We start from the raw sequence: 24909 nt of genomic DNA, 5'->3' as shown, positions 1-24909 counted from the left end.
TCCAGAAACCAAAACCTCAAACTTCAAAGCACAGATTTAAGGGCGGCATTCAGATAGCGTGCATATCCATTCGCCATGGAGGCGCTCATTCACCTTTTCGCCTTTACGGCGACCTGCTTTTGCTCTTGGGCAAAAGTAGGCAAAAACCGCTGGCTCCTATCATCCGGCCCCTTCGCTTCGCTTCGGGGTTCCCTCGCTACGGGCTTGCTCCCGGGAGGGCCGCGCTGAACGGCCCCTCCTGGGCCGCAGCGCTTGACGGGCATCCATGCCCGTCACCTCCCTCCGCAAGCCCTACGCTCGGCCTACTGACGTCGCACTTTGCAGCGCCTGGAATATCGCGCATTAAAAGCAAAAGCGGCGCTTGAAATACCTAATCCGAACAACAACAACAACAACAACAACAACAACAACTGAACCAGCCGCACATTCAATATTAAAACCATAAATGCGAGGCAAATTTTCTTTTGCTTCGCTTTGCTCTTGCTTCTAGCGCGCGGTAGTTCAGGCGCCACCTCATGCGACTTCAGGAGGCCGAGCGCAGGGCTTGCGCAGGGAGGTGACGGGCATGAATGCCCGTCAAACGCTGCGGCCCAGGAGGGGCCGTTCAGCGCGGCCCTCCCGGAGCAAGCCCTACGCTCGACCTACCGACGTCGCAAGTAGCGGCGCCTGGACAACCGCGTACTGGAAACCAGAACACAGCAAAAGCAAAAGAAAGCAAAAGCGCAGCATGCATCGCGCGATGGCTCTTTGATGGCCAATCGGTCATGATAGACGCCAAGCGTCACAAAATGGTCATAAAGTTCCGAGTAAAGGCAGCATCTTCCCTGAAAACCTAGGATTCCCTAATGCAGCCCCACCTCACAATCCTTGCGCCAGATCAACCATAATTAAATATTCATTCAATAAAACCAGTGGCTTGCCGATATCTGTGGAAAGCCTTGCGGATTACTCAGCCCATGCGTAACAACCAGCCGATTACCCAGAGAGAACGGACTTTCCCTGCCCAACAGCGGTTGATCTCCACCACCAATGCCAAAGGTGTGATCACCTACTGCAACGATGCATTCATCGAGATCAGCGGGTTCTCCCGCGAAGAACTGACCGGTGCCCCGCACAACCTGGTGCGCCACCCCGACGTTCCGTCGGCGGTGTTCTCGCATATGTGGCAGACCCTGAAGCAGGGCCTGCCCTGGATGGGCATCGTCAAGAACCGCTGCAAATCGGGCGACCACTACTGGGTCAATGCCTACGTCACCCCCATTTTCGAAAACAACCAAGTCATCGGCTTCGAGTCGGTCCGCGTCAAACCTACTGCCGAGCAGATCCGCCGCGCCGAAGCCCTCTACCAACGCATCAACCAAGGCAAGAGCGCCATCCCGCGCCGCGACACATGGCTGCCGGTGGTGCAGGACTGGCTGCCGTTCATTCTCGTCAGCCAGATCGGCTTCCTCATCGGCAACTGGCTCGGCCATTCCTGGGGCTTTGCCCTGGCCGCCGGCCTGTCGGTACCGCTGGGCCTGCTTGGCCTGACCTGGCAGCAACGCGGCCTCAAACGCCTGCTGCGCCTGGCCGAGCAGACCACCTCCGACCCGCTGATCGCGCAGATGTTCACCGACAGCCGCGGCGTACAGGCACGCCTGGAAATGGCGATGCTCAGCCAGGATGCGCGGATGAAGACCTGCCTGACACGTCTGCAGGACAGTGCCGAACACCTCAGCGAGCAAGCGCGCCAGTCCGATGCCCTGGCCCACAAGAGCTCCTCGGGGCTGGAGCGTCAGCGGGTGGAAACCGAACAGGTCGCCGCCGCCGTCAACCAGATGGCCAGCACCACTCAGGAAGTGGCCAACCACGTCCAACGCACTGCCGACGCCACCCAGGAAGCCAACCGCCTGACCAGCCAGGGTCGCCAGATCGCCGGTGAAACCCGCGAAGCCATCGAACGACTCTCCACAGCCGTGGGCGAAACCGGTCAGACCGTGACGCAACTGGCCAAGGACAGCGATGAAATCGGTGGTGTGGTAGACGTGATCAAAGGCATCGCCGACCAGACCAACCTGCTGGCACTGAACGCCGCCATCGAAGCCGCCCGCGCCGGTGAAATGGGCCGTGGTTTCGCGGTGGTCGCCGACGAGGTCCGCCAACTGGCCCAGCGTACCGCCGAGTCGACCGGACAAATCCACACCCTGATCGCCAAGCTGCAACAAACCGCCAGCAACGCTGTACTCACCATGGAAACCGGTCACCGCCAGGCCCAGGAAGGTGTCGAGCGGGTCATGCAGGCCGACCAGGCGCTGATTGGAATCAGCGAAGCGGTAGCCAATATCACCGACATGGCCACCCAGATCGCGGCGGCCACCGAAGAACAGACCGCCGTGGCCGACGAGATCAGCCGCAACATCAGCACCATCGCCGAGCTGGCCGACCAGACCGCCGAACAGGCGCAACACTCGGCACTGCTCAGCGAAGAGCTGACCTCCACTGCCGGCACGCAGTATTCGCTGGTGGAGCGCTTCAACCGATAAGCTTGCTCGCTCCTGCAGGCGTCGCGCACCGCCTGTAGGAACCGGCTTGCCAGCAATGGAACCGGCAAGACAACAGCAATCGGGTGCTCCTGCGAGGAGCCCGCATGAAAAACGGGCCGCATAGCGGCCCGGCTTCACCAATCCAGCGTCAAACCACTCTCGAAGTACCGCTGCTCCCCCGTCAACGGATCCTCGAAACGCAAACTCTGCGCCAGCAACTTCAACGGTCGCTGGTAATCGTCTTCTTCCTTGAGCAAAACCGGGTAGAACGGGTCGTTGCAGATCCCTGCCCCGAGCGCCGCCATATGAACACGTAATTGATGAGTCTTGCCGGTTACCGGCGACAGCCCGTAGCGCCAAAGCTCGCCTCGCTTTTCCAGCACCTCGGCCAAGGTCTCGCTATTGCTCTGGCCCTCGACCTCGTGCATGCGGAAGAATGGCTCACCATGTACCAGGCGGCTTCGGTGCACCAAAGGGAATGCATGCTGTGGCATCGCCGCAGCAATGGCCTGGTAGCGCTTGTCGATGCGCCGCTCGGGAAACAGCCGCTGGTAGGCGCTGCGGGTCTGAGGGTTGGCGGAGAACAACACCAGGCCCGCGGTGTGCCGGTCGATCCGGTGCAGCGGCACCAGGTGGGGATTGTCCAGGCGGCGGATCAGGCGGCGCAGCAAGGTCTGTTCGACGTATTCCCCGGTCGGCGTCACCGGCAGGAAATGCGGCTTGTCAGCCACCACCAGGTGCTCATCCATGTGAACAATGGTTTCCTGCACCGGGATCGGCCGTTCATTGGGCACTTCGCGAAAATAGTGCAGGCGCATGCCCCGCCTATATGGCAGGTGAGCTGCAATAGGCTGGCCTTCGGCATCGAGCACACGACCACGGGCAAAACGGTCAAGCCACTGGTCGCGACTGATGGCGCTGAAGTGGTCGCAAAGACAATCCAGAACCGTCGCCCAGTTACCAGGTGGCAGGCAGACGGTGCTGGCCTGCTGGCGAGCGGGGTCGAACGGTGTGGTCATGGCAAAGCTCTGGGCGATCAGGACCGCGCATTATCCCCCAAGCCCGACGGCTCAACCAGCCCGCCCTACTCCATCGCTACGCTCTTTCAACCAACGCAACACCTCCACCGCCTCCCAACGTCCAGGGTCGTAGAGCGCATAGACCAGACCCTGATAACCCACGACATCGAGCGCCCGGTGGTAGCCGGCCCGTTGGAACAAGGCCTCGATCTCGGCAAAGCAGGTGTTGAAATGCACCTTGCCAAATGGGGTGCGGTCGTCCGTCACCAGGCCTTCAAGACGCAGTTCGACCACGGCGTCGCATACCCGGTCTGGCGACATGCGGTTGACGCTGTACTTGAGTTGCTCGACGTTGAGCATGAGTTCACCCTGATACTGTATTTATATACAGCATACGGAGAGCTTCACTATTCCGTCAATTCAGGCTGCCCTCGCACAGGTCAGCCAAGAAAGGTCACCACCTGCTCGGCATCGAATGGCCAGCGCAACTCGGCGCCGTTGTCGCATCGCCGCAACACCGGAATGATCAGGCTGTATCGCTCGAAGAACGCTTCGTCTTCGGCGATATCGACCAGCTCCACCAGCAGGCCGTGCTCGACGAAAGGCATCAGCACGGCCTCGGCCACTTCGCATAGATGGCAACCGAGGGTGCCGAACAGTTGGCATTCAGGCAGCATGGGCAGGTCCGGTCAGAGAATGGGAGAGCCTCTATTCTAGGTCGGTCCCGCCCTATGCGCATCTGACTCGGCTCAATCCTGGCTGGTGGCACCGATGCGGTGCAGCGACAGGTCGGCGCCCTGGAACTCCTGCTCGTGGCTCAAACGCAGGCCATGCAGCGCACGGAGGGTTCCATACACCGCGAAACCGCCCACCAACGCCACCACCACACCAGCCAGGCTGCCCAAAAGCTGGCTGATCAGGCTGACCCCGCCCATGCCGCCCAACGCGACCTGGCCGAAGATGCCACAGGCGATTCCGCCCCAAACCCCGCACAAGCCGTGCAGAGGCCAGACACCCAGCACATCGTCGATCTTCCAGCGGTTCTGTGCAGCGGTGAAGCTCCAGACGAACAGCACGCCCGCCACCAGCCCGGTGGCCAGAGCGCCAATCGGGTGCATCAGGTCCGAACCTGCGCACACGGCCACCAGGCCTGCCAATGGGCCGTTATGCAGGAAGCCAGGGTCATTGCGCCCGGCCAGCAGGGCCGCCAGCGTTCCCCCGACCATGGCCATCAACGAGTTGATCGCCACCAGGCCGCTCACCCCCTGCAGGGTCTGGGCACTCATGACGTTGAAGCCGAACCAGCCGATGATCAGAATCCACGAACCCAGCGCCAGGAATGGAATGCTCGAAGGCGCGAACGCCACCAGACGGCCCTCCCGATAGCGCCCACACCGCGCGCCCAGCAGTACCACTGCCGCCAGGGCCAGCCAGCCGCCCATGGCGTGCACCACCACCGAGCCCGCGAAGTCATGGAAAGGCGCACCGAAGGTAGCCTGCAGCCATGCCTGCACACCCAGGTTGCCGTTCCATGCCAGGCCTTCGAAGAACGGGTAGATGAACGCAACGATCAATGCGGTTGCGCACAGCTGCGGGGCGAATCGCGCCCGCTCGGCGATACCGCCGGAGATGATGGCCGGGATGGCCGCGGCGAAGGTCAGCAGAAAGAAGCACTTGACCAGTGCATAGCCGTGGTCGGCCGCCAGCTGCGCCGCCGGGTGCAGGAAGCTTACCCCATAGGCGATCCAGTAACCGATGAAGAAGTACACCAAGGCCGATATGGCGAAGTCGCTGAGGATCTTCGACAATGCGTTGACCTGATTCTTGTGTCGCACGGTCCCCACTTCCAGAAAAGCGAAGCCAGCGTGCATGGCCAGTACTAGAATGGCCCCCATGAGGATGAAAAGCGTATTGGAGCCATGGACCAGGGAGTCCATCGCGCTGTGCATGTTTTCCATGACGTAGGCAGACCTGCTGAAAAAAAGCACCAGGACAGTTCAAGAACCTGCATCCGTGCACCTAATCGGTGCCAGCCCCCTGCCCTGTTTCAGTGACCTGGCTGGAGCCTGCGTGGTTTTTTCTTGGGTTTGTCGAGGATTGGGTTAAGGTTTGTTGGTATCCGCCGGGGTGTCGCCCTGAATCGGCGCAACGGTCCATGCCATCGCCCCATGACGTGGCAAAACACTTAGCAAGGCCCATACCAGCGTTGGCAGTGAACCTTTGCCACGCCGCGTTACTCGAAATTTTCACCAACACTCAAGGGAGAGCCCCATGGCCAGCAAATCGGCAAAGAATGCACAAGAGATATTGATGGCTGACTTCCAGGCACTGGTGCGAGACACCGAGAAACTGCTTGCCGACACCGCCAACCTGGCAGGCGACCAGGCCGACGAACTGCGCGAGCAGATCCACGAGCGCCTGACCCAGGCCCGCGAAACGCTGCAACTGACCCAGGACTCAGTGCGCGAACGCGGCCAGGCCGCCCTGGGTGCCGCCGAGCAGTATGTGCAGGAAAAGCCCTGGCACGCGATCGGTATCGCTGCGGGCGTTGGCCTGCTGATCGGCCTGTTGGCCAATCGGCGCTGAGGAGTACCCATGGAGAACGACGCCAACGGCGCCGGCGTTTCGGGCAAACGCCTGAGTGCGGCCCTGCTCGGGCTGTTGCACAGCCATATCGAACTGTTCGGCATCGAACTGCAGGAGCAGAAAGCCCGCACCCTGAGCCTGCTGTTGTTCGCGGGTCTGGCACTGGTCTTCGCTTTGCTGTTGCTGACAGCCTTGTCCGGACTGTTGCTGGTACTGCTGTGGGACAGCTATCGACTGGCCGGCATCATTGGCCTGTGCGTGTTCTACAGCCTGGCCGCGCTGTATTGCGGCTTGCGCCTCAAGGCCGCGGTATTCGACGAATCGTCGCCCTTCAACGCCACGCTTGAAGAGTTGGCCAAGGACCGGGAGCGCCTACTGCCATGAGCCTGCCGGAATTGCCAAATACTCGAAACCCAAGGGAACTGCGCAAGGCACTGTTGCGCCTGCGCCTGGAAATGCACCGTCAGGAAATTCGCCACGAGTCGGCGCAACTGCTCGAACCACTCAGACGCGTGCGCGGCATGGGTAATTCGCTGCAGGACGGCCTGGGCATCAAGCATGCGCCATTGTGGGGGCTCGGCGCTGTGGTAGCGATGGGTTTCCTCACAGGCAAAGGCATGCGCAGCGGCAACCTGGCCCGTCTGGTGCGGCTGGGGGGTAGCTTGCTGCCACTGATTCGCCTGTTCATGCAGAATCGGCGCCCCTGAGGGGAATGATCAGCGGCTGGCGCTTGCACCGCCAGCCGCGACACGGGAAGCTATGGCCATCGACCGACAGGAGATCGAGCCTTGGACTGGCAAACCCTGCTGACCCGTGAACGCCTGGGCAAAGCCCTGTACAGCCCCGAAGAACTCGGCCGCAGCCCCTTCCACAAAGACCACGACCGGATCATCTTCTCGGGCGCCTTTCGCCGCCTGGGACGCAAGACCCAGGTACACCCAGTCTCCAGCAACGATCATATCCATACCCGCCTGACCCATTCCCTGGAGGTCAGCTGCGTCGGCCGTTCGCTGGGCATGCGGGTTGGCGAAACCCTGCGCGACAGCTTGCCGGACTGGTGCGCCCCCAGCGACCTGGGCATGATCGTACAGTCCGCCTGCCTGGCCCACGATATCGGCAACCCGCCGTTCGGCCATTCAGGCGAGGACGCTATTCGTCACTGGTTCCAGCAGGCCGCGGATCGTGGCTGGCTGGACGACATGAACGATGACGAAAGGGCCGACTTCCTCAATTTCGAGGGCAACGCCCAGGGTTTCCGTGTGCTCACGCAGTTGGAGTACCACCAGTTCGATGGCGGTACCCGACTGACCTACGCCACGCTGGGCACCTACCTCAAATACCCTTGGAGCGCCCGCCACGCGGATGCCTTGGGCTACAAGAAGCATAAATTCGGGTGCTACCAGAGCGAATTGCCGCTGTTGGAGCAGATCGCCCGCAAACTGGGCCTGCCACTGCTCGAGCACCAACGCTGGGCGCGTCACCCGCTGGTGTACCTGATGGAGGCGGCCGACGACATCTGCTACGCGCTGATCGACCTGGAAGACGGTCTGGAAATGGAGTTGCTCCAGTACGCGGAGGTCGAAGCGCTGCTGCTCGACCTGGTTGGCGACGACCTGCCCGAAACCTACCGCCAACTCGGCCCCTCGGACTCCCGGCGACGAAAGCTGGCCATCCTGCGCGGCAAGGCCATCGAGCACCTGACCAACGCAGCCGCCCGCGCCTTCGTCGAGCAGCAACAGGCGCTGTTGGCCGGCCGTCTGCCAGGGGATCTGGTGGAGCACATGCATGGCCCGGCCAAGCGCTGCGTTCTGCAGGCCAAGGACATGGCGCGTAACAAGATCTTCCAGGACAAACGCAAGACCCTGCACGAGATCGGCGCCTACACCACGCTGGAAATCCTGCTCAACACCTTCTGCGGAGCTGCTCTGGAACAACATGGCGGCCGCTCACCGTCGTTCAAGAGCCGCCGGGTGCTCGACCTGATCGGCAACAATGCGCCCGACCCACACGGTTCACTGCACAATGCCTTCCTGCGCATGATCGATTTCATCGCCGGCATGACCGACAGCTATGCCAGCGAAATGGCACGGGAAATGACAGGTCGTTCCAGCCCGGTATGAGTACCTGTCACGTGGCGCGGCGGCTGCCCGCGCCACCCTTTTTGAAAGAAAACTCCTACATACCGCCGAGCAAGGCTAAACACGGCTTGTTTTTAGCAAATATAAAGTTACTAAATCAGTCAAATGAATAACAACACGTGGCATTTTCGTAGTCTTATTTGTTTTTTCTTGTAAGCGATTTCCCATATATCGCTAACAGTCGTTCCTCGCATGCCCGCTGACTTCCAACTGAGTTAAGGTGCACCTGCCTTCGCCACTAATCCGCAGGAAGTTGAACATGCAATCCGTATTCATTGTCGATGACCACCCCGTTATCCGCCTGGCTGTACGCATGCTGCTGGAGAACCAGAACTACAAGATCGTCGGCGAATCGGACAACGGTGTCGATGCCATGCAGAGGATCCGCGACGCCCTCCCCGACCTGGTGATTCTCGACATCAGCATCCCCATGCTCGATGGCCTGGAAATGCTGTCACGCCTCCAGAACATGGCCTTGCCATTGAAAGTGCTGGTACTCACCGCCCAGTCCCCGGCCTTGTTCGCGGTGCGCTGCATGCATTCGGGGGCGGCCGGTTATGTGTGCAAGCAGGAAGACCTCAGCGAACTGCTGAGCGCCATCAAGGCTGTACTTGCTGGATACAATTATTTCCCCAGCCAGGCAATGAATTATTCCCAGGAAGCGTCGGACGCCGATTTAAAACTTTTCCGACAGGTTAATGACCGCGAACTTATGGTGCTGCAACTATTTGCCCAAGGCAGAAGCAACAAGGAGATTGCCCAGGGCATGTTCCTGAGCAACAAAACCGTCAGCACCTACAAGAAACGACTGATGCAAAAGCTCAAGGTCAATACACTGGTCGACCTGATAGACATGGCCAAACGCAACGCATTGGTCTGAGGCCTGGCATGGCACGCTACGTTGTCTGCATGTTCCTTGGCTTGATCATGATGAGTGCGGCCCAGGCGACACACCATGAAGCCACCGCCTATGCGTTGCTGCCCCGCTCCGGTACGACCGCGACCTATCCGCAACTGACACCCGAGCAGCAGCAATGGCTGGAGAATCGTCGCGAACTGGTGCTGGGCACCTCGGCACCGGACTACCCTCCGTTCGACATCACCAGCGGTGGCCGCGACTACCAGGGCCTCACCGCTGAATACGCCAACCTGATTGGCAAAGCCCTGAAGCTGCCAATACGGGTTTTGCGCTACCCTCACCGACAAGCAGCGGTCGAGGCCCTGAAACGGGGTGAAATCGACCTGCTCGGCAGCGCCAACAGCTACGAAGCACAAACCGACGGCTTGGTGCTGTCCCGCCCCTATGCCATCGACCAACCGGTGCTGGTCACACGCGAATATGAAAAACGTGCGGTGGACCGTGACCTCGATGGGCTGCGCCTGGGCATGCTGTATCATTACCAGCCCGAGCGAAAAGTCCATGACACCTACCCCAAGGCCGAGCTGCTGGCCTTCGGCTCATCATCCCAGGCCCTTGCCGCCGTAGCCTTTGGCCAAGCCGACGTGTTCATCGGAGACACGATCTCCACCCACTACCAGCTCAATCGCGGCCACCTGCCACGCCTACGCATGGCCAGCTTCAGCCAGCACGAGGCGGTTGGCTTCGGCTTCGCCATGCGCCAGGACGATACCACCCTCAGGGAACTGGTGAACGCCACCCTCGATATCCAGCCCAGCGTCGTGCGCACCAGTATCTTCAAACGCTGGAGCGCGGGCAGCGATACGCTGCTGACCGATCGCCAACTGCAACTGACGGCCGCCGAGGAAAAATGGCGGCAGACCCATCCGACAGTGCGGGTAGCCATCGACGAGACGGCAGCGCCGGTCTCGTTCTTCGATGGTGTCGGCCATTTTCGCGGGATCAGCGCCGACCTGCTGGAACTGGTTCGCCTGCGTACCGGCCTGCGCTTCGAGGTGCAGCGCGCCAGCGGTATCGCCGACATGATCACCCGGCTCAAGGATGGCCGGGTCGACATGATCGCCGCGTTCGCCACCGACGGCGCCGATGGCACCGCCTTGCGCCTCAGTCGCCCGTACCTTGAAAGTGCCTACGTACTGGTTACCCGTGCCAACGAGCAACCACTGGATACCCTGGAGCAACTCCAAGGCCATCGCATCGCAATTACCCGCTACAGCGCCATGGACGAGATGCTTTCCAGGCGCTACCCCCTGATTGGCTGGATCGAAACCGAAAGCGCCTTCTATTCCATGGCCTTGTTGCGCAGCGGGGCCGTCGACGCCGTCATCACCACCTTGCTCGACGCCAACCACGCAGTGTCCGGCAACCCCGACCTGATCATCCGCAGCTCGATCGACAGCGAGCCTGCCAGCTTCGCCATGGCCATGCCGAGTGCGTCGAGCGAGCTCGCTTCGATTCTCGACAAAGCCCTGATGAGCATCTCGCCGGAGGAACTGGGGGTCATCAACAACCGCTGGCGCGGCTACAGCGTCCATGAGGACAACACCTGGCAGGGTTTTCTGCGCCTGGCGGTGCAGGTCCTGCTGGGAACCGGCCTGCTACTGCTGCTGGCGCTGCTTTGGAATGCGCGCCTGCGGCGCCAGATCAAACAGCGCCAACTCGCCGAGCGCGCCCTGAACGATCAACTGGCGTTCATGCGTGCCCTGATCAACGGCACTCCACATCCGATGTACGTGCGAGATCGCGAGGGGTGCCTGCAAAGCTGCAACGACAGCTACCTGGAGGCCGTCCAGGCCAGCGCCGAAGACGTCATTGGCAAGCGCCTGGAAGACAGCCTGAACGGCGATCCTGAACATACACGGCAGATCCAGGCCGACTACCACCGTGTGATGAGCATCGGTACCCCATTGATCCTCGACCGGCCGCTGCGGGTCAAGGGCCAGGAGATGACCATCTACCACTGGATTCTGCCGTACCGGGATTCCATGGGCGAAGTCAAGGGGATCATCGGCGGCTGGATCGACATCAGCGAGCGGCGCAAGCTGGTCCAGCAGTTACGCCAGGCCAAGCAGCAGGCCGATGATGCCAACCGTGCCAAAAGCACCTTCCTGGCAACCATCAGCCATGAGATCCGTACGCCAATGAACGCGGTCATCGGCATGCTGGAGCTGGCGGTCAAACGGGCGAACCGAGGGCAGGTGGACCGCTCGGCACTGGAAGTCGCCTACCTTTCGGCCAAGGACCTGCTGGGCTTGATCGGCGATATCCTGGACATCGTTCGGATCGAGTCGGGCCACCTTTCACTGGCGCCGGAGCCTGTAAACCTCGCTGCACTGATCGAATCGGTAGGACGCGTGTTCGACGGCCAGGCCCGCCAGAAAAACCTGTCACTGGAGGTTCTGATCGCCCCTGGCGCACGCTGCCATGCGTTACTCGACCCGCTGCGTTTCAAACAGGTGCTGTCGAACCTGACCAGCAATGCCATCAAGTTCACCGAGCATGGCCAGGTGCGCATCAGTGTGGACGTGCAGGATGATGACGGCACCGGCCTGGGCCTACTGGATCTCGAGGTGCGTGACAGCGGCATCGGTATACAGGCCGATGATCTGCACCGATTGTTCAGCCCGTTCGTCCAGGCCAACCCTCACAGTCAAGGCGCCCGGGCCGGTACCGGACTCGGACTGGCCATCTGCCGGAACCTGTGCGAGATGATGGGCGGCAAGCTGACCATCAAGAGCCTTGAGGGCGTTGGCACCCAGGTGCGCCTGGTCATGCCGCTGCAGCGGGTGGGCCCACCGTCGCGCGCCGTGCCGGCGAACGACGCCGTGCAAACCCCCGACCCAAGGCTGAATATCCTGGTCATCGACGACCACCCGGCCAACCTGCTGTTGATGGAACAGCAGCTGAGTTACCTGGGCCTTAGCCAGTCGAGCGCCAACAATGGTCCCGAGGGCCTGGAAAAATGGCGTGAGGGCAATTTCGATGCGCTGGTCCTCGACTGCAACATGCCTCACATGAATGGCTACCAACTGGCGACAGCGGTACGTGCCGAAGAACAACGCAGTGGACGAGCGCGTTGCGTAATTCTGGGCTACACCGCCAACGCGCAGCCTGAGGTGACACAGAAATGCCTGAACGCCGGCATGGACGACTGCCTGCTCAAGCCCATCAGCCTGGGCACCCTAAGCAAATACCTGGCCGATATCAAACCGCGTCAACCAGCCAGCGCCGCCAAGCGTCACCCCTTCTGTCTCGAAGGCCTGGGCACGATCGTAGGCAATGACCCAAGCGCCCGCACTCGGTTCATGACCACGTTGCTCGAGAGCTTGCGGCAAGACCTGACGGTGTTGATGCAAATGGACCCCGTTGAAGACGCCTTGGAGATTTCCGACCAGGCGCACAAGATCCTCAGCGCAGCGCGCATGCTCGAAGCACAGCGCTTGATGGCGGCCTGCGAGGCCCTTGAAGAGACCGCCCTGCCGACTTCGATGGTGAAGACCCGGCGACAGGCGTTGGCTCGGCACATGCGCCGAGTTGAAAAAGCCCTGGCCAGGCACCTGAGTGGGCCTGCCAGGGCTCAGTGAAGCGGTCCGTCAGCGGGACGGCCGCTCAGCTGTGGATCAGGAAGCCGGGTTGATCGGCTTGTCCGGATACCAGGCGTCCAGCAGCGGGCTGACTTCGATCTTGGTCAGTTCGCTGCGGCCCTTGAGCCAGCTCTCGACGGTGGCGCGCTGTTCTTCGCTGACCGAGCCACGCTTGGCCAGGCAGACCAGGCCGAAGTCATCGCCGCCAACATAGTCCAGGCCGTTGGCGTCCATGGCTTCTGCCAGGAAGGCATCGAGGAAGGCATCGATGGCTTCGTCGGACAGGTCTTCCTTGAAATCCAGGTTCAGTTCGAAACCCAGCTCCTGGAATTCATCCACGCACAGCTTCTTGCGCAGACGACGGGAACGGTTGGTGGCCATGAAACAATCCTCTTGAGTAATAACGCGCGGCACTTTACCAGTTTCCACGCGCCAGCGGCGCTTTTCCGTTGAACCGTAGCCCATGTAGATCGCGCTTGGGGCATAATGCGCACTCGTATGTCGTCCTGGGGCCATCATCTTTTACAGCCCCGCTATCATTCCCCTCGTGCGCAGGGTACTTATCGAACATGATCAAAACGCTCCGTCCCCTTGTTCTCGCCGGCCTGCTTCTGCCTCTGGCACTGCCCAGCCAGGCCGCAGCCGTCAACACCACCCTACCTCCCAAGGTCCAGCAGGCCCTCAAAGCCAACAAACTGCAGGACTCGGCACTGTCGCTGGTCATGCTGCCACTGGATGGGCCCGGTACCCCAACCGTGTTCAATGCCGATGTTTCGGTGAACCCGGCTTCGACCATGAAACTGGTCACCACCTATGCCGCCCTGGAGCTGCTTGGGCCGACCTATCAGTGGAAGACCGAATTCTTCACCGATGGCACGCTGAGCAATGGCGTGCTCAACGGCAATCTGTACCTCAAGGGCGGCGGCGACCCCAAGCTGAACATGGAAAAACTGTGGTTGCTGATGCGTGACTTGCGCGCCAACGGCGTGCGCACGGTTACCGGCGACCTGGTGCTGGACCGCAGCCACTTCGTCCAGCCGAACCTGCCACAGTTCGATGATGACGGCGGTGACGTCAACAAACCCTTCCTGGTCAAACCCGATTCGCTGCTGGTCAACCTCAAGGCCCTGCGGTTCGTCGCCCGCAACGATGGCGGCAAGGTGACCGTCGCGGTCGAGCCGCCGATTGCCAACATCCGTATCGACAACCAGGTCAAGGCGGTGGCCTCCAAACAGTGCAGCGGCGATGTGCGCTACAACCCGGTAGCCCAGCCCGACGGCCTGAGCGTGGTGGTCAGCGGCCAACTCGGCGACGGCTGCAACTCGCAAACCTACCTGTCCCTGCTCGATCACCCGACCTACGCGGCCGGCGCCGTGCGGGCGATCTGGAACGAGCTGGGCGGCAGCATCCAGGGCCGCGACCGCGTCGAAAACGTACCCAAGAGCGCGCGTCTGCTGGCCCGGGCGTTCTCCCCCGACCTGGTGGAAGTGATCCGCGACATCAACAAGTACAGCAATAACACCATGGCCCAGCAGTTGTTCCTGAGCATCGGCGCACAGTTCCGTACCGATGCCGACGGTGACGATGCCCGCGCAGCCCAACGCGTGGTCCGCCAGTGGCTGGCGAAAAAAGGCATCACCGCGCCGCATCTGGTCATGGAGAACGGCTCTGGTCTGTCCCGTGCCGAACGCGTGAGCACCCGCGAGATGGCGGCCTTGCTTCAGGCCGCCTGGAAAAGCCCCTACTCCGCCGAATTCATCAGTTCGATGCCGCTGGTGGGTATGGACGGCACGATGCGCAAGCGCCTGAAACGCACGGCGATGACCGGCGAGGCCCACATCAAGACCGGTACGCTGAACACCGTACGTGCCATTGCCGGCTTCAGCCGCGACAGCAACGGCCATACCTGGGCGGTGGCGGCGATCCTCAACGATCCAAAGCCATGGGGTGCTTCGCAGGTGCTGGACCAGGTTCTGCTGGACCTGTATCGCCAGCCCAAGCTCGCCAACAGCACGGCATCCACCGCTCAGTGACCATCGGCGCTCCTGCATGGACCGTGCAGGAGCACCTAGACGCTCGCGCTTTGCCTGTGAGAGCGGGTTTACCCACGAATCAGGCAACCCGGTGGATGACACGGGCTTAGCCCGTGTTCGCGGGTAAACCCGCTCCTACAAGAAGGCGCCGCAGCAAGCAGCGGCGCTCATGGCAGCTCCGTCTCGACCCGGTCCCTCCCGGCCTGTTTGGCCGCATACACCCCGGCATCCGCCCGCAACAACAACGCATCGGCCGCCTCGCCTGAACGCCATCCGGCAATCCCGAAACTCGCAGTCACCCTGCCGACACCGTCCACCGGCACATTGCGTACCCCCTGCCACAGTTCAAGCGCCAAACGGTAGGCCTGGTCGGCGTTGCTTCCCGGGCACAGCACCATGAACTCCTCGCCACCCAGACGACAAAACACATCGGTACGCCGCAAGCGGTTGCCGATGCGCTGGCACAGGCTGCGCAGCACATGGTCGCCCACCGCATGGCCGAACTGGTCATTGATTCGTTTGAAATGGTCAATGTCGAGCATGATCACGGCCAGGTCCAAGTTATCGCGCTGGGCACGCTCCAGCTCCACCTTGAGCCGTTCCTGGAAGTAGCGCCGGTTATGGATTCCGGTGAGGGCATCGGTCACCGACAAGGTTCTGAGCTCCTCCTCCACACGCTTGAGGTCGGAAATGTCCGTGAGATAGCCGTGCCACAGCGTACACCCCTGCTCGCCTATTTCAGGCGTCGCCTCGCCCCGCACCCAGCGCAGCCCCGCGCGTGGCAAACAGACACGATACTCTTCACGCCACGGGGTGAGATGCTCGGCCGAATAAAGCACTGAGCGGCGCACTCGCTCCAGGTCATCGGGATGGATACGCTCGAACACCTTGGAGGCATCTTCGCGCAGCAATTGAAGGTCCACTTCGTAAATGTCGTACAGCCCCTGACTGGAATACGGGAAGCACGAACGGCCATCGGCATCGAGGCGGTACTGATAAATCCCACCTGGCACTTCGGCACTGAGCTTCTCCAGCAACCTGTCACGCAGTGCCAGCGCCTCGTGCACGCGCCGCCTTTCGGTAACATCGATGCAGATGGCCAGGTAACCGACCCACAGCCCCTGCTCGTCAAGCACCGCAGTGACCAGCATGTTGGCCACCAACTGGCTGCCATCCTTGCGCCGCAAAGTCCACTCTCCAGGTTCTCCACCCGCCTCCTGCACCGTTTCGGCGAACATGGCCTGCCCCCCCGCGATATCCCGCCCGTAACGCACGCTCAGCGCGTGGGCACGCAGGTGCAGCTCCTGGGGCAGAACCAGATCCTCGAGCCGCAGATGGCCGACCGCCTCGCTGGCCGAGTACCCCAGCATGCTTTCGGCGCCAGCATTGAACGTGCTGATCACGCCCTTGAGACTGGTGGCGATGATCGCCACCTGGGTCGCCGCATCCAATATGCTGCGTAACTGGTTGTGGGTACCGCGCAGCGTCTGCTCGCTCACCCGCAGTTCGGCGGTGCGCTGCTCGACCAGCGCCAATGCTCGTTGCCGCTGACTGAACAAGCTGTACAGCAAGGCACTGAGCAACACACTCAGCAATCCACCCAGCAGGCCGATCCCGAGCGCCGCCGAGGAGCGGTTGGCCTTGAGGAAGGCCATGCTGGGGCGGATATCGATCTGGTAGTCGTGATCGGCCAGGTGCAGCAACTGGCTGCTACCCAGCGGCAGGGGCGCAACCGGGTTCTGCGAGTCGAACAGCACTTCCTGGCCACCGGTGCCAGTGGGGTCGACGATCCGGACCACCAGATTGTCGTTGGCTACCGCCGGAAGACCTTCGGTGATCAACTGGCGCATGCTCAACAACGCCATCACGTAACCGGACGGAGGTCCGTCGGCTGCGTTATCGGAGAACACCGGTGCCACCATCAGCAACCCCCGGGTATAGTCCGGCGCGACATTGATCATGTTCAGCGGTGACGATACCGCCATGCTGCCCGGCACCACGGCACGCGCCAGCGTCGCCTCGCGCTCAGGCTGGCTGCGCAGGTCCAGCCCATAGGGTTGACCGTCCATGTTGGCTGCCTGGGTATAGAGCACCGGAAAGTAGTAATCGCGTGGCGGCGCGGGATGCCAATTGCCTTGGGCATCCCGTTCACGGATCTGGTAGGGCTGCCCGAGCCAGGCGCTGGCACGGCGCTCGAACTCGGCACGCTGCGCCGCCTCCACGCGCGGAGCCCAGGAGTAGACTTGCGTGCGCAGCAGCAATGGCCGGGCATAGCCATCGAATTCGCGGGGGGTTATTTCGCTGGAGAAGCTGAAAAAACGCCGCAGGCCGTCCAGGCGCTGCTGCTGGTCTTCGAAACGCTCGGCAATTCGACTGTAACGCTCACTGGCCAGCAGGTCGAAACGCTGGCGCAGTTGTTGTTTATAGAATGTCTGCGCGGCCAACGCCAAGGCGGCCGACAACAGGCCGCCTGCCACCAATGCCACCAACGCCACGGCCCAGGCAGGCACAACCTCCCTGCACAGGGCGAGGATCCTCGCATGCACGCCACCCTTGGACATAAAGCAATCTCGTCACGTCAGCGTCCTGCGAATTTTCCAGCCCTGCGCTCATTTATAGCTATTGGCCATCAGCCGCGCAACGTTCCTCGTCGTATCAGCGCAATTGCAGGCGCCAGGCGCGGTGAATGCGATTGTTACGGGCAAAATCCGGGTCCAGTGTCTGCGCGGTGATCTCCTCCACCCCATAGCGCGTGGCCAGGTGTTCATCGAGCTGGAACTTGCGGAAGTTGTTGGAGAAGTACAACACGCCACCCGGTGCCAGACGGGCCATGGCAAGGTCAAGCAACTGCACGTGGTCACGTTGAACGTCGAACACCCCTTCCATCCGCTTGGAGTTGGAGAAGGTCGGCGGGTCGATGAAGATGAGGTCGTAGCTGTCACGATTGCCCTCTAACCACGCCATCACATCGCCTTGTTCCAGGCGGTTACGTTCGGAGAAGCCATTGAGCGACAGGTTGCGGCGCGCCCAGTCGAGGTAGGTTTTCGACAGGTCGACGCTGGTGGTGCTGCGCGCACCGCCCTTGGCCGCATGCACGGTCGCCGTGGCGGTGTAGCAGAACAGGTTGAGGAAGCGCTTGCCGGCCGCCTCGCGCTGGATGCGCATGCGCATCGGGCGATGGTCGAGGAACAGGCCAGTGTCCAGGTAGTCCGTGAGGTTGACCAACAGCTTGACGCCACCTTCGTTGACCTCCTGGAAGCGACCCTCGGTGGCCTGACGCTCGTATTGGCGAGTGCCACTTTGCCGCTCACGACGCTTGAGCACCACACGCTGGGGATCGATACCCAACGCCTGTGGGATGGCTGCCAAGGCATCGAGCAGGCGCGCCTGGGCCTTCTCCGGGTCGACCGACCGCGGCGCCGCATATTCCTGAACGTGCACCCAGTTCTGGTAGAGGTCCACGGCCAGGGCGTACTCAGGCATGTCGGCATCGTACAGACGGTAGCATTCCACCTGCTCGCGACGCGCCCACTTGCCCAGCTGCTTCAGGTTTTTCTGCAGACGATTAGCGAACATCTGCGCGCCTTCCGACAGCCGCGCAGGCTCACTGGCCACCGGAGCCTGGTGACCACCTTCAGCGCCATCGACCGGGCCTTCGCGGCGCTCACCGGTGACGAACTGGTCAGGCTGCACCTTGAACAGCAGCAGCTTGCACGGCAACGCTCCGTTCCAGAACGCGTACTGCTTGTGGCTGCGAATGCCCATGCGCTTGCCCAACTCAGGTGCGCCGGTGAATACCGCCGCTTCCCAGCCCATGCAGGCCTGGCGCAGGCGCTCGCCGAGGTTCTGGTAGAGGTACAACAAACTGGCTTCGTCACCCAGGCGCTCACCGTAGGGCGGGTTGCTGATGACCAGGCCCTTCTGGTTCTGGTCGGGGCGCGGCTCGAAGCTGGCGACTTCGCCCTGGTAGATCTTTACCCAGTCGCCCAGGCCGGCACGTTCGACGTTGTTGCGACCCGGCTGGATCAACCGAGGATCGGCTTCGTAGCCGCGAATCCACAGTGGGGGCTTGGCCAAACCCGCCTCGGCGCGGGCCTGCGCCTGTTCCTGCACCTTGCGCCACAACGCCGGCACATGGCCAAGCCAGTTGCTGAAACCCCAGCGTTCACGCTTGAGGTTGGGAGCGATATCGGCAGCGATCATGGCCGCTTCCACCAGGAAGGTGCCCACACCACACATCGGGTCGGCCAGGGCGCCGCCTTCGGCGGCAATGCGTGGCCAACCGGCACGGATCAGCACGGCCGCCGCCAGGTTCTCCTTCAGCGGCGCAGCGCCCTGCTGCAGGCGGTAGCCACGCTGATGAAGGCTGTGGCCGGACAGATCGAGCGAAAGGATCGCTTCGCCGCGGTCCAGGCGCAGGTGCACACGCACATCAGGGTCGACCTTTTCGACCGAAGGGCGCAGGCCTTCACGGTTGCGCAGTTTGTCAACGATGGCATCCTTGACCTTGAGCGCACCGAAGTGGGTATTGTCGATACCCGAGCCATGGCCGCTGAACTCGACCGCCAAAGTGCCGTCTGCGGCCAGATGGTCAGCCCAATCCACGGCGTGCACGCCATCGTAGAGGTCGTCGGCATTCTTCATGGCGAAGCGCTTGAGCACCAGCAGCACGCGGTTGGCCAGGCGCGACCAGATGCACAGGCGGTAGGCGGTTTCCATGTCGGCGACGCCGCGAATGGCCGAGGTATGCTCGCGCACCTCTTCGAGGCCGAGGCCGCGGGCCTCATCGGCGAGCAGGCCTTCCAGGCCTTTGGGGCAGGTGAGATAAAGTTCGAAACGGTCCGACATGTGGATTCCAAAGCCTTGGGCTAAATAGGTGACGGTGCGACGCATCGCCCCGCCGATGTTTGCCCGAACCCCTTTCCAACAGGTGTCCGGGTGGCCGCCCCTTGCGCTACATGCGCGGGTAAAGGCCGGGCCGCCTGATTGATCGGCCGCTCGCCAGTGACGAGGACAGCTTAGATCATCAAGCAGTACAAAAAATGCCAGCGCCTGGGAGTCAAATGTGACCCTTCGTCGCATTACTGAATATTTCTGTCACCCCGCGGCAGCGCTGGCGAAATGACGTCAACGATCGGCAAACACCGATCATAGCGGCCTCAAAGCCAAATAAGGTTGAGTCGCATTTATTTACTTATCCCCTCACCCTCGGAAAGGTTACGTCCTTATGACAAATCGGTCATTCACACCGTGACCTGCTTTCGTTAGAACTGGTCTCAGGCCGCTTCGCAACGAGGCGGCATCTTCAGCTCGCCACGCCGGCAGCGAGCGCAAACCGGCAGAAAGACTCTGCCCGGCCTCGGAGAGGCCGACGGGACATTACAGTCAACAAGTGAGGGCAACACCCTATGAGAAGACTTAAGCGTGATCCGTTGGAAAGAGCATATTCACGTGGCTACCAATACGGGGTCACCGGCAAATCCCGCGAACTTTGCCCCTTCAATCTTCCTTCTGTTCGCCAAGCCTGGATCAACGGCTGGCGTGAAGGTCGCGGTGATAACTGGGACGGAATGACTGGCACCGCTGGCATCCATAGACTCAACGAAAATCACGCCGTTGGCTGAACGAGGACACTGAATTCGATTTACCATGCGCGCCCTATCCGGGCGGCGGGCTAAGGCCCAGGGGCCCCTTTCAAGGGGCCCTTTTTTATGCCCGCTCGTTTTATGTACGGGGCATGGCAGCGATGGCGTCGACAGCCTCACGGATCAGCGCAGGGCCTTTGTAGATGAACCCCGAGTAAATTTGCACCAGGCTTGCGCCCGCGGCGATTTTTTCGGCAGCGTGACGGCCTTCGGTAATACCGCCCGCCGCGATGATCGGCAACTTGCCGGCCAGCTCCCCTGCCAACACCTTCACCGTATGAGTGCTCTTTTGCAGCACTGGCGCCCCCGACAGACCACCGGCTTCACCACCGTATGGCAACCCCTCGACGCCTTCACGACCCAGGGTGGTGTTGGTGGCGATGACCGCGTCCATACCCGATTCGACCAACGCGCCAGCCACCTGGGCGGTTTCCTCGTCGCTCATGTCCGGCGCGATCTTGATGGCCAGCGGTACACGCTTGCCATGCTCGACCGCGAGTTTCTCGCGACGCTCGGCCAAGGTACCGAGCAACTGCTTGAGCGAGTCGCCGAACTGCAGGCTGCGCAGGCCGGGGGTGTTCGGCGAGCTGACGTTGACCGTGATGTAGCTGGCCTCGCGGTAGACCTTTTCCAGGCAGATCAGGTAGTCGTCGACCGCACGCTCGACCGGGGTATCGAAGTTCTTGCCGATGTTGATGCCCAGCACACCGTCGTAACGCGAAGCACGCACGCGCTCGAGCAAGTGGTCGACCCCCAGGTTGTTGAAGCCCATGCGGTTGATGATCGCCGTCGCCTCCGGCAGACGGAACAGCCGCGGCTTGGGATTGCCTGGCTGCGGACGCGGAGTCACGGTGCCGATCTCGACGAAGCCGAAACCCAACTGGGCAAAGCCGTCGATGGCTGCGCCGTTCTTGTCCAGGCCGGCGGCCAGGCCCACCGGGTTGGCGAAGTTCAAGCCCATGACGGTCACCGGCAACGCCGCTGGCTGCTTGCACAGCAGGCCGTTGAGACCGAGGCGGCCACCGGCGCCAATCAGGTCCAGGGACAAGTCGTGGGAGGTTTCCGGGGAAAGCTTGAACAGCAGCTGGCGGGCCAGGGTATACATGGGCGGGCAAGACTCGCGGTGAGTGAGGTGGCGATTATAGCCAGCGCGCGCCCGGCATGACAGGGCCTTGGCACATCGGTTGCTTCGATTGCCTGACACAGCCTATTCAGTACGGGCGAGGAATCTTGTGAACACAGTACCCCCGGCAATGCCCTTGGCATGGGTGAACGGCAGTGACGCGCCGGAAAAGCCCAGCCTGAACATCGGCTTCATGGCCCTGACCGACTGCGCATCGGTAGTGGTCGCAGCCACCCAGGGCTTCGCCCAACAACATGGCCTGACCCTGAACCTCAAGCGCCAGGGCTCCTGGGCAGGACTGCGCGACAAACTGGTCAGCGGCGAGCTGGATGCCGCGCATTGCCTGTACGGCCTGATATATGCAGTCCACCTGGGGATCGGCGGCGTACCGGCCAGCGCCATGGCGGTGCTCATGGGCTTGAACCAGAACGCCCAGGCCATCAATCTCTCCCCGGCCCTGCAACGCAAGGGCGTGACCAACCCTGAAGCATTGGCGCGCCTGGTGCACCAACAAGGCGCGCGCCTGACCTTCGCCCAGACCTTCCCCACCGGCACCCATGCCATGTGGCTGTACTACTGGCTGGCAAGCCAGGGTATTCATCCGCTGGACGACGTGAACAGCGTGGTGGTGCCCCCTGCGCAAATGGTCGCGCACGTTCAGGCCGGTCGCATCGACGGGTTCTGCGTCGGCGAGCCCTGGTCGGCCGACGCCGTGGCCAAAGGCCAGGGCTTCACCCTGGCAACCAGCCAGTCGATCTGGCCGGACCACCCCGAGAAAGTCCTGGGCTGCGCACGCGCCTTCGTCGAACAGTACCCCAACAGTGCCCGCGCGCTGGTCAAGGCGGTGTTGGCCGCCAGCCGCTTCATCGAGCAGAGCCAGGAGAACCGCCATGGCACCGCGCAACTGCTCAGCGGCAGCGCGTACCTGGACACGCCCCTGGAACGCATCGAGCCGCGCTTGCTTGGCGACTACCAGGATGGCCTTGGCAACCACTGGCAGGACCGACACGCCCTGCGCCTGTTCGACGAGGGACGGGCCAACTTGCCCTACCTGTCCGACGGCATGTGGTTCATGACCCAGTTCCGCCGCTGGGGCCTGCTGCGCGAAGACCCCGACTACCTTGCCGTGGCCCGCCAGGTGCAGCAACTAGACGTGTATCGGGACGCCGCGAATGCCATAGGCGTGCCCTGCGATGCACCCGCCATGCGCAGCAGCCTGCTGATCGACGGAATCCGCTGGGACGGTAGCAACCCCCACGCCTACGCCCGCAGCTTCCGCCTGCACGCCCTGGGCGATGCCCGCGGCGCCCGTATCGGTCTGTGAGGGTGACGAACATGCTACGCATCCTGCTGATCGACGACACGCAAAAAAAAGTCGGCCGCCTCAAGGCCGCGCTGAGCGAGGCCGGCTTCGAGGTGATCGAAGCCCCAGGGCTGACCATCGACCTGCCCGCCTGCGTCGAAACGGTGCACCCGGACGTGGTGTTGATCGACACCGACTCCCCGGACCGCGATGTCATGGAGCAGGTGGTGCTGGTCAGCCGCGATCAACCACGGCCAATCGTGCTGTTCACCGACGAACATGACCCCGGCGTCATGCGCCAGGCGATCAAGGCCGGGGTCAGCGCCTACATCGTCGAAGGCATCCATGCCGCGCGGCTCCAGCCCATTCTAGATGTCGCCATGGCCCGTTTCGAAAGCGACCAGGCGCTCAAGGCCCAGTTGCTGGCGCGTGACCAGCAGCTGGCCGAACGCAAGCGCATCGAACAGGCTAAGGGCCTGCTGATGAAGATGAAGGACTGCAACGAGGAACAGGCCTACACGCTGATGCGCCGCCAGGCCATGAGCCGCCAACAGAAGCTGATCCAGGTGGCCGAGCAGATCATTGCCATGCACGAGATGCTTGGTTAGTCAGGCGCCTGGGGCAAGGCACTGCGCTGCTGGCCCCGGCCTCATCGCGACCAACCCACGTCCAGACTTGGCCCGCCTCTTGCTGAAGAATTCCTACCGGTAGCCAACGGCGGTTGCCCACAAATCCCGACAAAGACGTCGCCTCCCCTCCACAGACCAGTGGAACGGGTAGCGGCGTCTTTTTCATTTCCGTTGCTTTGCCGAGTGAGGTGTTCAAATGAGTACCAGCTTCTGGAAATCCGGGCACGTGCCCACCCTGTTCGCTGCATTCCTGTACTTCGACCTGAGCTTCATGGTTTGGTACCTGCTAGGCCCACTGGCCGTGCAAATTGCCACCGACCTGCAACTGAGCGCCCAGCAACGAGGCCTGATGGTGGCCACACCGATTCTGGCTGGGGCGGTATTGCGCTTCGCCATGGGCATGTTGGTCGACCGCCTTTCGCCCAAGACCGCTGGCCTGATCGGCCAGGTGGTGGTCATCGCCGCCCTGGCCGGAGCGTGGTTCCTTGGCGTGCGCAGCTACGAACAGGCCCTGCTGCTGGGCGTTTTCCTGGGCTTTGCCGGTGCTTCGTTCGCCGTCTCGCTGCCCCTGGCCTCGCAATGGTATCCACCCCAGCACCAAGGCAAAGCCATGGGCATTGCCGGCGCCGGCAACTCCGGCACCGTGTTCGCCGCGCTGCTGGCACCGGCACTGGCAGCAGGTTTCGGCTGGAACAACGTGTTCGGTTTCGCCCTGATTCCGCTGGCACTGACACTGGTGCTGTTCGCCCTCCTGGCCCGCAACGCACCAGAACGGCCAAAGCCCAAAGCCATGGCCGATTACCTCAAGGCTCTGGGTGATCGCGACAGCTGGTGGTTCATGTTCTTCTACAGCGTCACCTTCGGCGGCTTCATCGGCCTGGCCAGCACCCTGCCCGGCTACTTCAGCGACCAGTATGGCCTGAGCCCGGTCACCGCAGGCTACTACACCGCCGCCTGCGTGTTCGCCGGCAGCCTGATGCGCCCGCTGGGCGGAGCCTTCGCCGACCGTTTCGGCGGTATTCGTACGCTGCTGGCGATGTACAGCGTGGCAGCCATCTGCATCGCCGCGGTCGGCTTCAACCTGCCAAGCTCAGCTGCCGCCCTGGCCCTGTTCGTCAGCGCCATGCTTGGCCTTGGGGCCGGCAACGGTGCGGTTTTCCAACTCGTGCCACAACGCTTCCGCCAGGAGATCGGTGTCATGACCGGGCTGATTGGCATGGCGGGCGGCATCGGCGGCTTCCTGCTCGCTGCCGGGTTGGGCACCATCAAGCAGCACACCGGCGACTACCAGCTTGGCTTGTGGCTGTTCGCCAGTCTGGGCCTGCTGGCCTGGTTCGGCCTGCACGGCGTCAAACGCCGCTGGCGCACCACCTGGGGTTCTGCCGCAATGACTGCGGCGCGGGTCTGA

General features: G+C 62.2%; 20 protein-coding genes. 12 read left to right on the top strand and 8 right to left on the bottom strand.

From position 1 onward, the window contains the following. Positions 1 to 956 precede the first annotated feature (956 nt). Positions 957 to 2522 carry a methyl-accepting chemotaxis protein gene (locus tag H620_RS0118070; protein ID WP_023379548.1) on the top strand — a complete coding sequence of 522 codons (1566 nt, stop codon included), beginning with the start codon at positions 957 to 959 and terminating at the stop codon, positions 2520 to 2522. 134 nt (positions 2523 to 2656) lie between these two features. On the opposite strand, the gene H620_RS0118065 is transcribed toward H620_RS0118070, so the two are convergent. The 4 genes from H620_RS0118065 to H620_RS0118050 form a co-directional block, all read right to left on the bottom strand. After that, complete coding sequence (locus H620_RS0118065; RefSeq protein ID WP_023379547.1) at positions 2657 to 3541, bottom strand: pseudouridine synthase; 885 nt, start codon at positions 3539 to 3541, stop codon at positions 2657 to 2659. Between the two features lie 51 nt (positions 3542 to 3592). Next, positions 3593 to 3901 carry a hypothetical protein gene (locus tag H620_RS0118060; protein WP_023379546.1) on the bottom strand — a complete coding sequence of 103 codons (309 nt, stop codon included), beginning with the start codon at positions 3899 to 3901 and terminating at the stop codon, positions 3593 to 3595. 80 nt (positions 3902 to 3981) lie between these two features. Continuing rightward, positions 3982 to 4218: a glutaredoxin family protein gene (locus H620_RS0118055; protein ID WP_023379545.1), complete on the bottom strand. Its 237-nt coding sequence runs from the start codon at positions 4216 to 4218 to the stop codon at positions 3982 to 3984. Positions 4219 to 4290: 72 nt separating this feature from the next. After that, complete coding sequence (locus tag H620_RS0118050) at positions 4291 to 5499, bottom strand: ammonium transporter (protein ID WP_027907810.1); 1209 nt, start codon at positions 5497 to 5499, stop codon at positions 4291 to 4293. Positions 5500 to 5812: 313 nt separating this feature from the next. Between H620_RS0118050 and H620_RS0118045 the strand changes: the two genes are divergently transcribed. From H620_RS0118045 to H620_RS0118020, 6 genes are all read left to right on the top strand, one after another. Continuing rightward, entirely contained in the window at positions 5813 to 6127 is a 315-nt protein-coding gene (locus tag H620_RS0118045) for an ElaB/YgaM/YqjD family protein (protein WP_023379542.1), read from the top strand. A 9-nt stretch (positions 6128 to 6136) separates the two neighbouring features. Then, complete coding sequence (locus H620_RS0118040; protein WP_023379540.1) at positions 6137 to 6511, top strand: phage holin family protein; 375 nt, start codon at positions 6137 to 6139, stop codon at positions 6509 to 6511. Continuing rightward, positions 6508 to 6834, top strand: a complete 327-nt coding sequence (locus H620_RS0118035; RefSeq protein ID WP_023379538.1) for a hypothetical protein — start codon at positions 6508 to 6510, stop codon at positions 6832 to 6834. The genes H620_RS0118040 and H620_RS0118035 overlap by 4 nt, the downstream gene beginning before the upstream one ends. Positions 6835 to 6915: 81 nt before the next feature. Further along, complete coding sequence (locus H620_RS0118030) at positions 6916 to 8247, top strand: deoxyguanosinetriphosphate triphosphohydrolase (RefSeq protein ID WP_023379537.1); 1332 nt, start codon at positions 6916 to 6918, stop codon at positions 8245 to 8247. Positions 8248 to 8524: 277 nt separating this feature from the next. Further along, the gene (locus tag H620_RS0118025; RefSeq protein ID WP_023379536.1) at positions 8525 to 9145 is read left to right on the top strand and encodes a response regulator transcription factor; all 621 of its coding nucleotides are present in this window, start codon (positions 8525 to 8527) and stop codon (positions 9143 to 9145) included. A gap of 8 nt (positions 9146 to 9153) precedes the next feature. After that, positions 9154 to 12768 (top strand): ATP-binding protein, encoded by a 3615-nt coding sequence (locus tag H620_RS0118020; protein WP_027907809.1) that lies wholly within the window; start codon positions 9154 to 9156, stop codon positions 12766 to 12768. 36 nt (positions 12769 to 12804) lie between these two features. Here the strand turns inward: H620_RS0118020 and H620_RS0118015 are convergent, their stop codons facing one another. After that, a complete protein-coding gene (locus H620_RS0118015; RefSeq protein WP_023379534.1) occupies positions 12805 to 13149 on the bottom strand; it encodes a YggL family protein in 345 nt (114 codons plus the stop codon). A gap of 188 nt (positions 13150 to 13337) precedes the next feature. On the opposite strand from H620_RS0118015, the gene dacB reads away from it, so the two are divergent. Beyond that, positions 13338 to 14801 (top strand): D-alanyl-D-alanine carboxypeptidase/D-alanyl-D-alanine endopeptidase, encoded by a 1464-nt coding sequence (gene dacB / locus H620_RS0118010; protein WP_023379533.1) that lies wholly within the window; start codon positions 13338 to 13340, stop codon positions 14799 to 14801. A gap of 167 nt (positions 14802 to 14968) precedes the next feature. Here dacB and H620_RS0118005 read toward each other — a convergent pair whose 3' ends face one another. After that, positions 14969 to 17362, bottom strand: coding sequence for a sensor domain-containing diguanylate cyclase (locus tag H620_RS0118005; RefSeq protein ID WP_027907808.1), 2394 nt, complete (start codon positions 17360 to 17362; stop codon positions 14969 to 14971). Positions 17363 to 17456: 94 nt separating this feature from the next. Next, a complete protein-coding gene (rlmKL, locus tag H620_RS0118000; RefSeq protein WP_023379531.1) occupies positions 17457 to 19649 on the bottom strand; it encodes a bifunctional 23S rRNA (guanine(2069)-N(7))-methyltransferase RlmK/23S rRNA (guanine(2445)-N(2))-methyltransferase RlmL in 2193 nt (730 codons plus the stop codon). Positions 19650 to 20209: 560 nt separating this feature from the next. On the opposite strand from rlmKL, the gene rmf reads away from it, so the two are divergent. Continuing rightward, positions 20210 to 20425 (top strand): ribosome modulation factor, encoded by a 216-nt coding sequence (rmf, locus tag H620_RS26625; protein WP_003248687.1) that lies wholly within the window; start codon positions 20210 to 20212, stop codon positions 20423 to 20425. Between the two features lie 100 nt (positions 20426 to 20525). Here the strand turns inward: rmf and H620_RS0117995 are convergent, their stop codons facing one another. Then, positions 20526 to 21551, bottom strand: a complete 1026-nt coding sequence (locus tag H620_RS0117995; protein WP_023379530.1) for a quinone-dependent dihydroorotate dehydrogenase — start codon at positions 21549 to 21551, stop codon at positions 20526 to 20528. Positions 21552 to 21678: 127 nt separating this feature from the next. Here H620_RS0117995 and H620_RS0117990 point away from each other — a divergent pair, with 127 nt between their 5' ends. The 3 genes from H620_RS0117990 to H620_RS0117980 all read left to right on the top strand — a co-directional run bounded on the left by H620_RS0117990 (position 21679) and on the right by H620_RS0117980 (position 24909). Continuing rightward, entirely contained in the window at positions 21679 to 22893 is a 1215-nt protein-coding gene (locus H620_RS0117990; RefSeq protein WP_027907807.1) for a CmpA/NrtA family ABC transporter substrate-binding protein, read from the top strand. 11 nt (positions 22894 to 22904) lie between these two features. Next, positions 22905 to 23480 (top strand): ANTAR domain-containing response regulator, encoded by a 576-nt coding sequence (locus H620_RS0117985; protein WP_023379528.1) that lies wholly within the window; start codon positions 22905 to 22907, stop codon positions 23478 to 23480. A 217-nt stretch (positions 23481 to 23697) separates the two neighbouring features. Further along, on the top strand, positions 23698 to 24909 hold the full coding sequence (locus H620_RS0117980) for a nitrate/nitrite transporter (RefSeq protein WP_023379527.1): 1212 nt from the start codon (positions 23698 to 23700) through the stop codon (positions 24907 to 24909).

The sequence above is a fragment of the Pseudomonas taiwanensis DSM 21245 genome, from assembly GCF_000425785.1.
GTDB classification, from domain to species: domain Bacteria; phylum Pseudomonadota; class Gammaproteobacteria; order Pseudomonadales; family Pseudomonadaceae; genus Aquipseudomonas; species Aquipseudomonas taiwanensis.
This window is presented reverse-complemented; position numbering and strand designations above follow the sequence as displayed.

Bases quoted from the DNA above. Each gene is read 5' to 3' on its own strand.
- H620_RS0118070 (WP_023379548.1), top strand. From the start codon at position 957: ATGCGTAACAACCAGCCGATTACCCAGAGAGAACGGACTTTCCCTGCC.
- H620_RS0118065 (WP_023379547.1), bottom strand. From the start codon at position 3,541: ATGACCACACCGTTCGACCCCGCTCGCCAGCAGGCCAGCACCGTCTGC.
- H620_RS0118060 (WP_023379546.1), bottom strand. From the start codon at position 3,901: ATGCTCAACGTCGAGCAACTCAAGTACAGCGTCAACCGCATGTCGCCA.
- H620_RS0118055 (WP_023379545.1), bottom strand. From the start codon at position 4,218: ATGCTGCCTGAATGCCAACTGTTCGGCACCCTCGGTTGCCATCTATGC.
- H620_RS0118050 (WP_027907810.1), bottom strand. From the start codon at position 5,499: ATGGAAAACATGCACAGCGCGATGGACTCCCTGGTCCATGGCTCCAAT.
- H620_RS0118045 (WP_023379542.1), top strand. From the start codon at position 5,813: ATGGCCAGCAAATCGGCAAAGAATGCACAAGAGATATTGATGGCTGAC.
- H620_RS0118040 (WP_023379540.1), top strand. From the start codon at position 6,137: ATGGAGAACGACGCCAACGGCGCCGGCGTTTCGGGCAAACGCCTGAGT.
- H620_RS0118035 (WP_023379538.1), top strand. From the start codon at position 6,508: ATGAGCCTGCCGGAATTGCCAAATACTCGAAACCCAAGGGAACTGCGC.
- H620_RS0118025 (WP_023379536.1), top strand. From the start codon at position 8,525: ATGCAATCCGTATTCATTGTCGATGACCACCCCGTTATCCGCCTGGCT.
- H620_RS0118020 (WP_027907809.1), top strand. From the start codon at position 9,154: ATGGCACGCTACGTTGTCTGCATGTTCCTTGGCTTGATCATGATGAGT.
- H620_RS0118015 (WP_023379534.1), bottom strand. From the start codon at position 13,149: ATGGCCACCAACCGTTCCCGTCGTCTGCGCAAGAAGCTGTGCGTGGAT.
- dacB (WP_023379533.1), top strand. From the start codon at position 13,338: ATGATCAAAACGCTCCGTCCCCTTGTTCTCGCCGGCCTGCTTCTGCCT.
- H620_RS0118005 (WP_027907808.1), bottom strand. From the start codon at position 17,362: ATGTCCAAGGGTGGCGTGCATGCGAGGATCCTCGCCCTGTGCAGGGAG.
- rlmKL (WP_023379531.1), bottom strand. From the start codon at position 19,649: ATGTCGGACCGTTTCGAACTTTATCTCACCTGCCCCAAAGGCCTGGAA.
- rmf (WP_003248687.1), top strand. From the start codon at position 20,210: ATGAGAAGACTTAAGCGTGATCCGTTGGAAAGAGCATATTCACGTGGC.
- H620_RS0117995 (WP_023379530.1), bottom strand. From the start codon at position 21,551: ATGTATACCCTGGCCCGCCAGCTGCTGTTCAAGCTTTCCCCGGAAACC.
- H620_RS0117985 (WP_023379528.1), top strand. From the start codon at position 22,905: ATGCTACGCATCCTGCTGATCGACGACACGCAAAAAAAAGTCGGCCGC.
- H620_RS0117980 (WP_023379527.1), top strand. From the start codon at position 23,698: ATGAGTACCAGCTTCTGGAAATCCGGGCACGTGCCCACCCTGTTCGCT.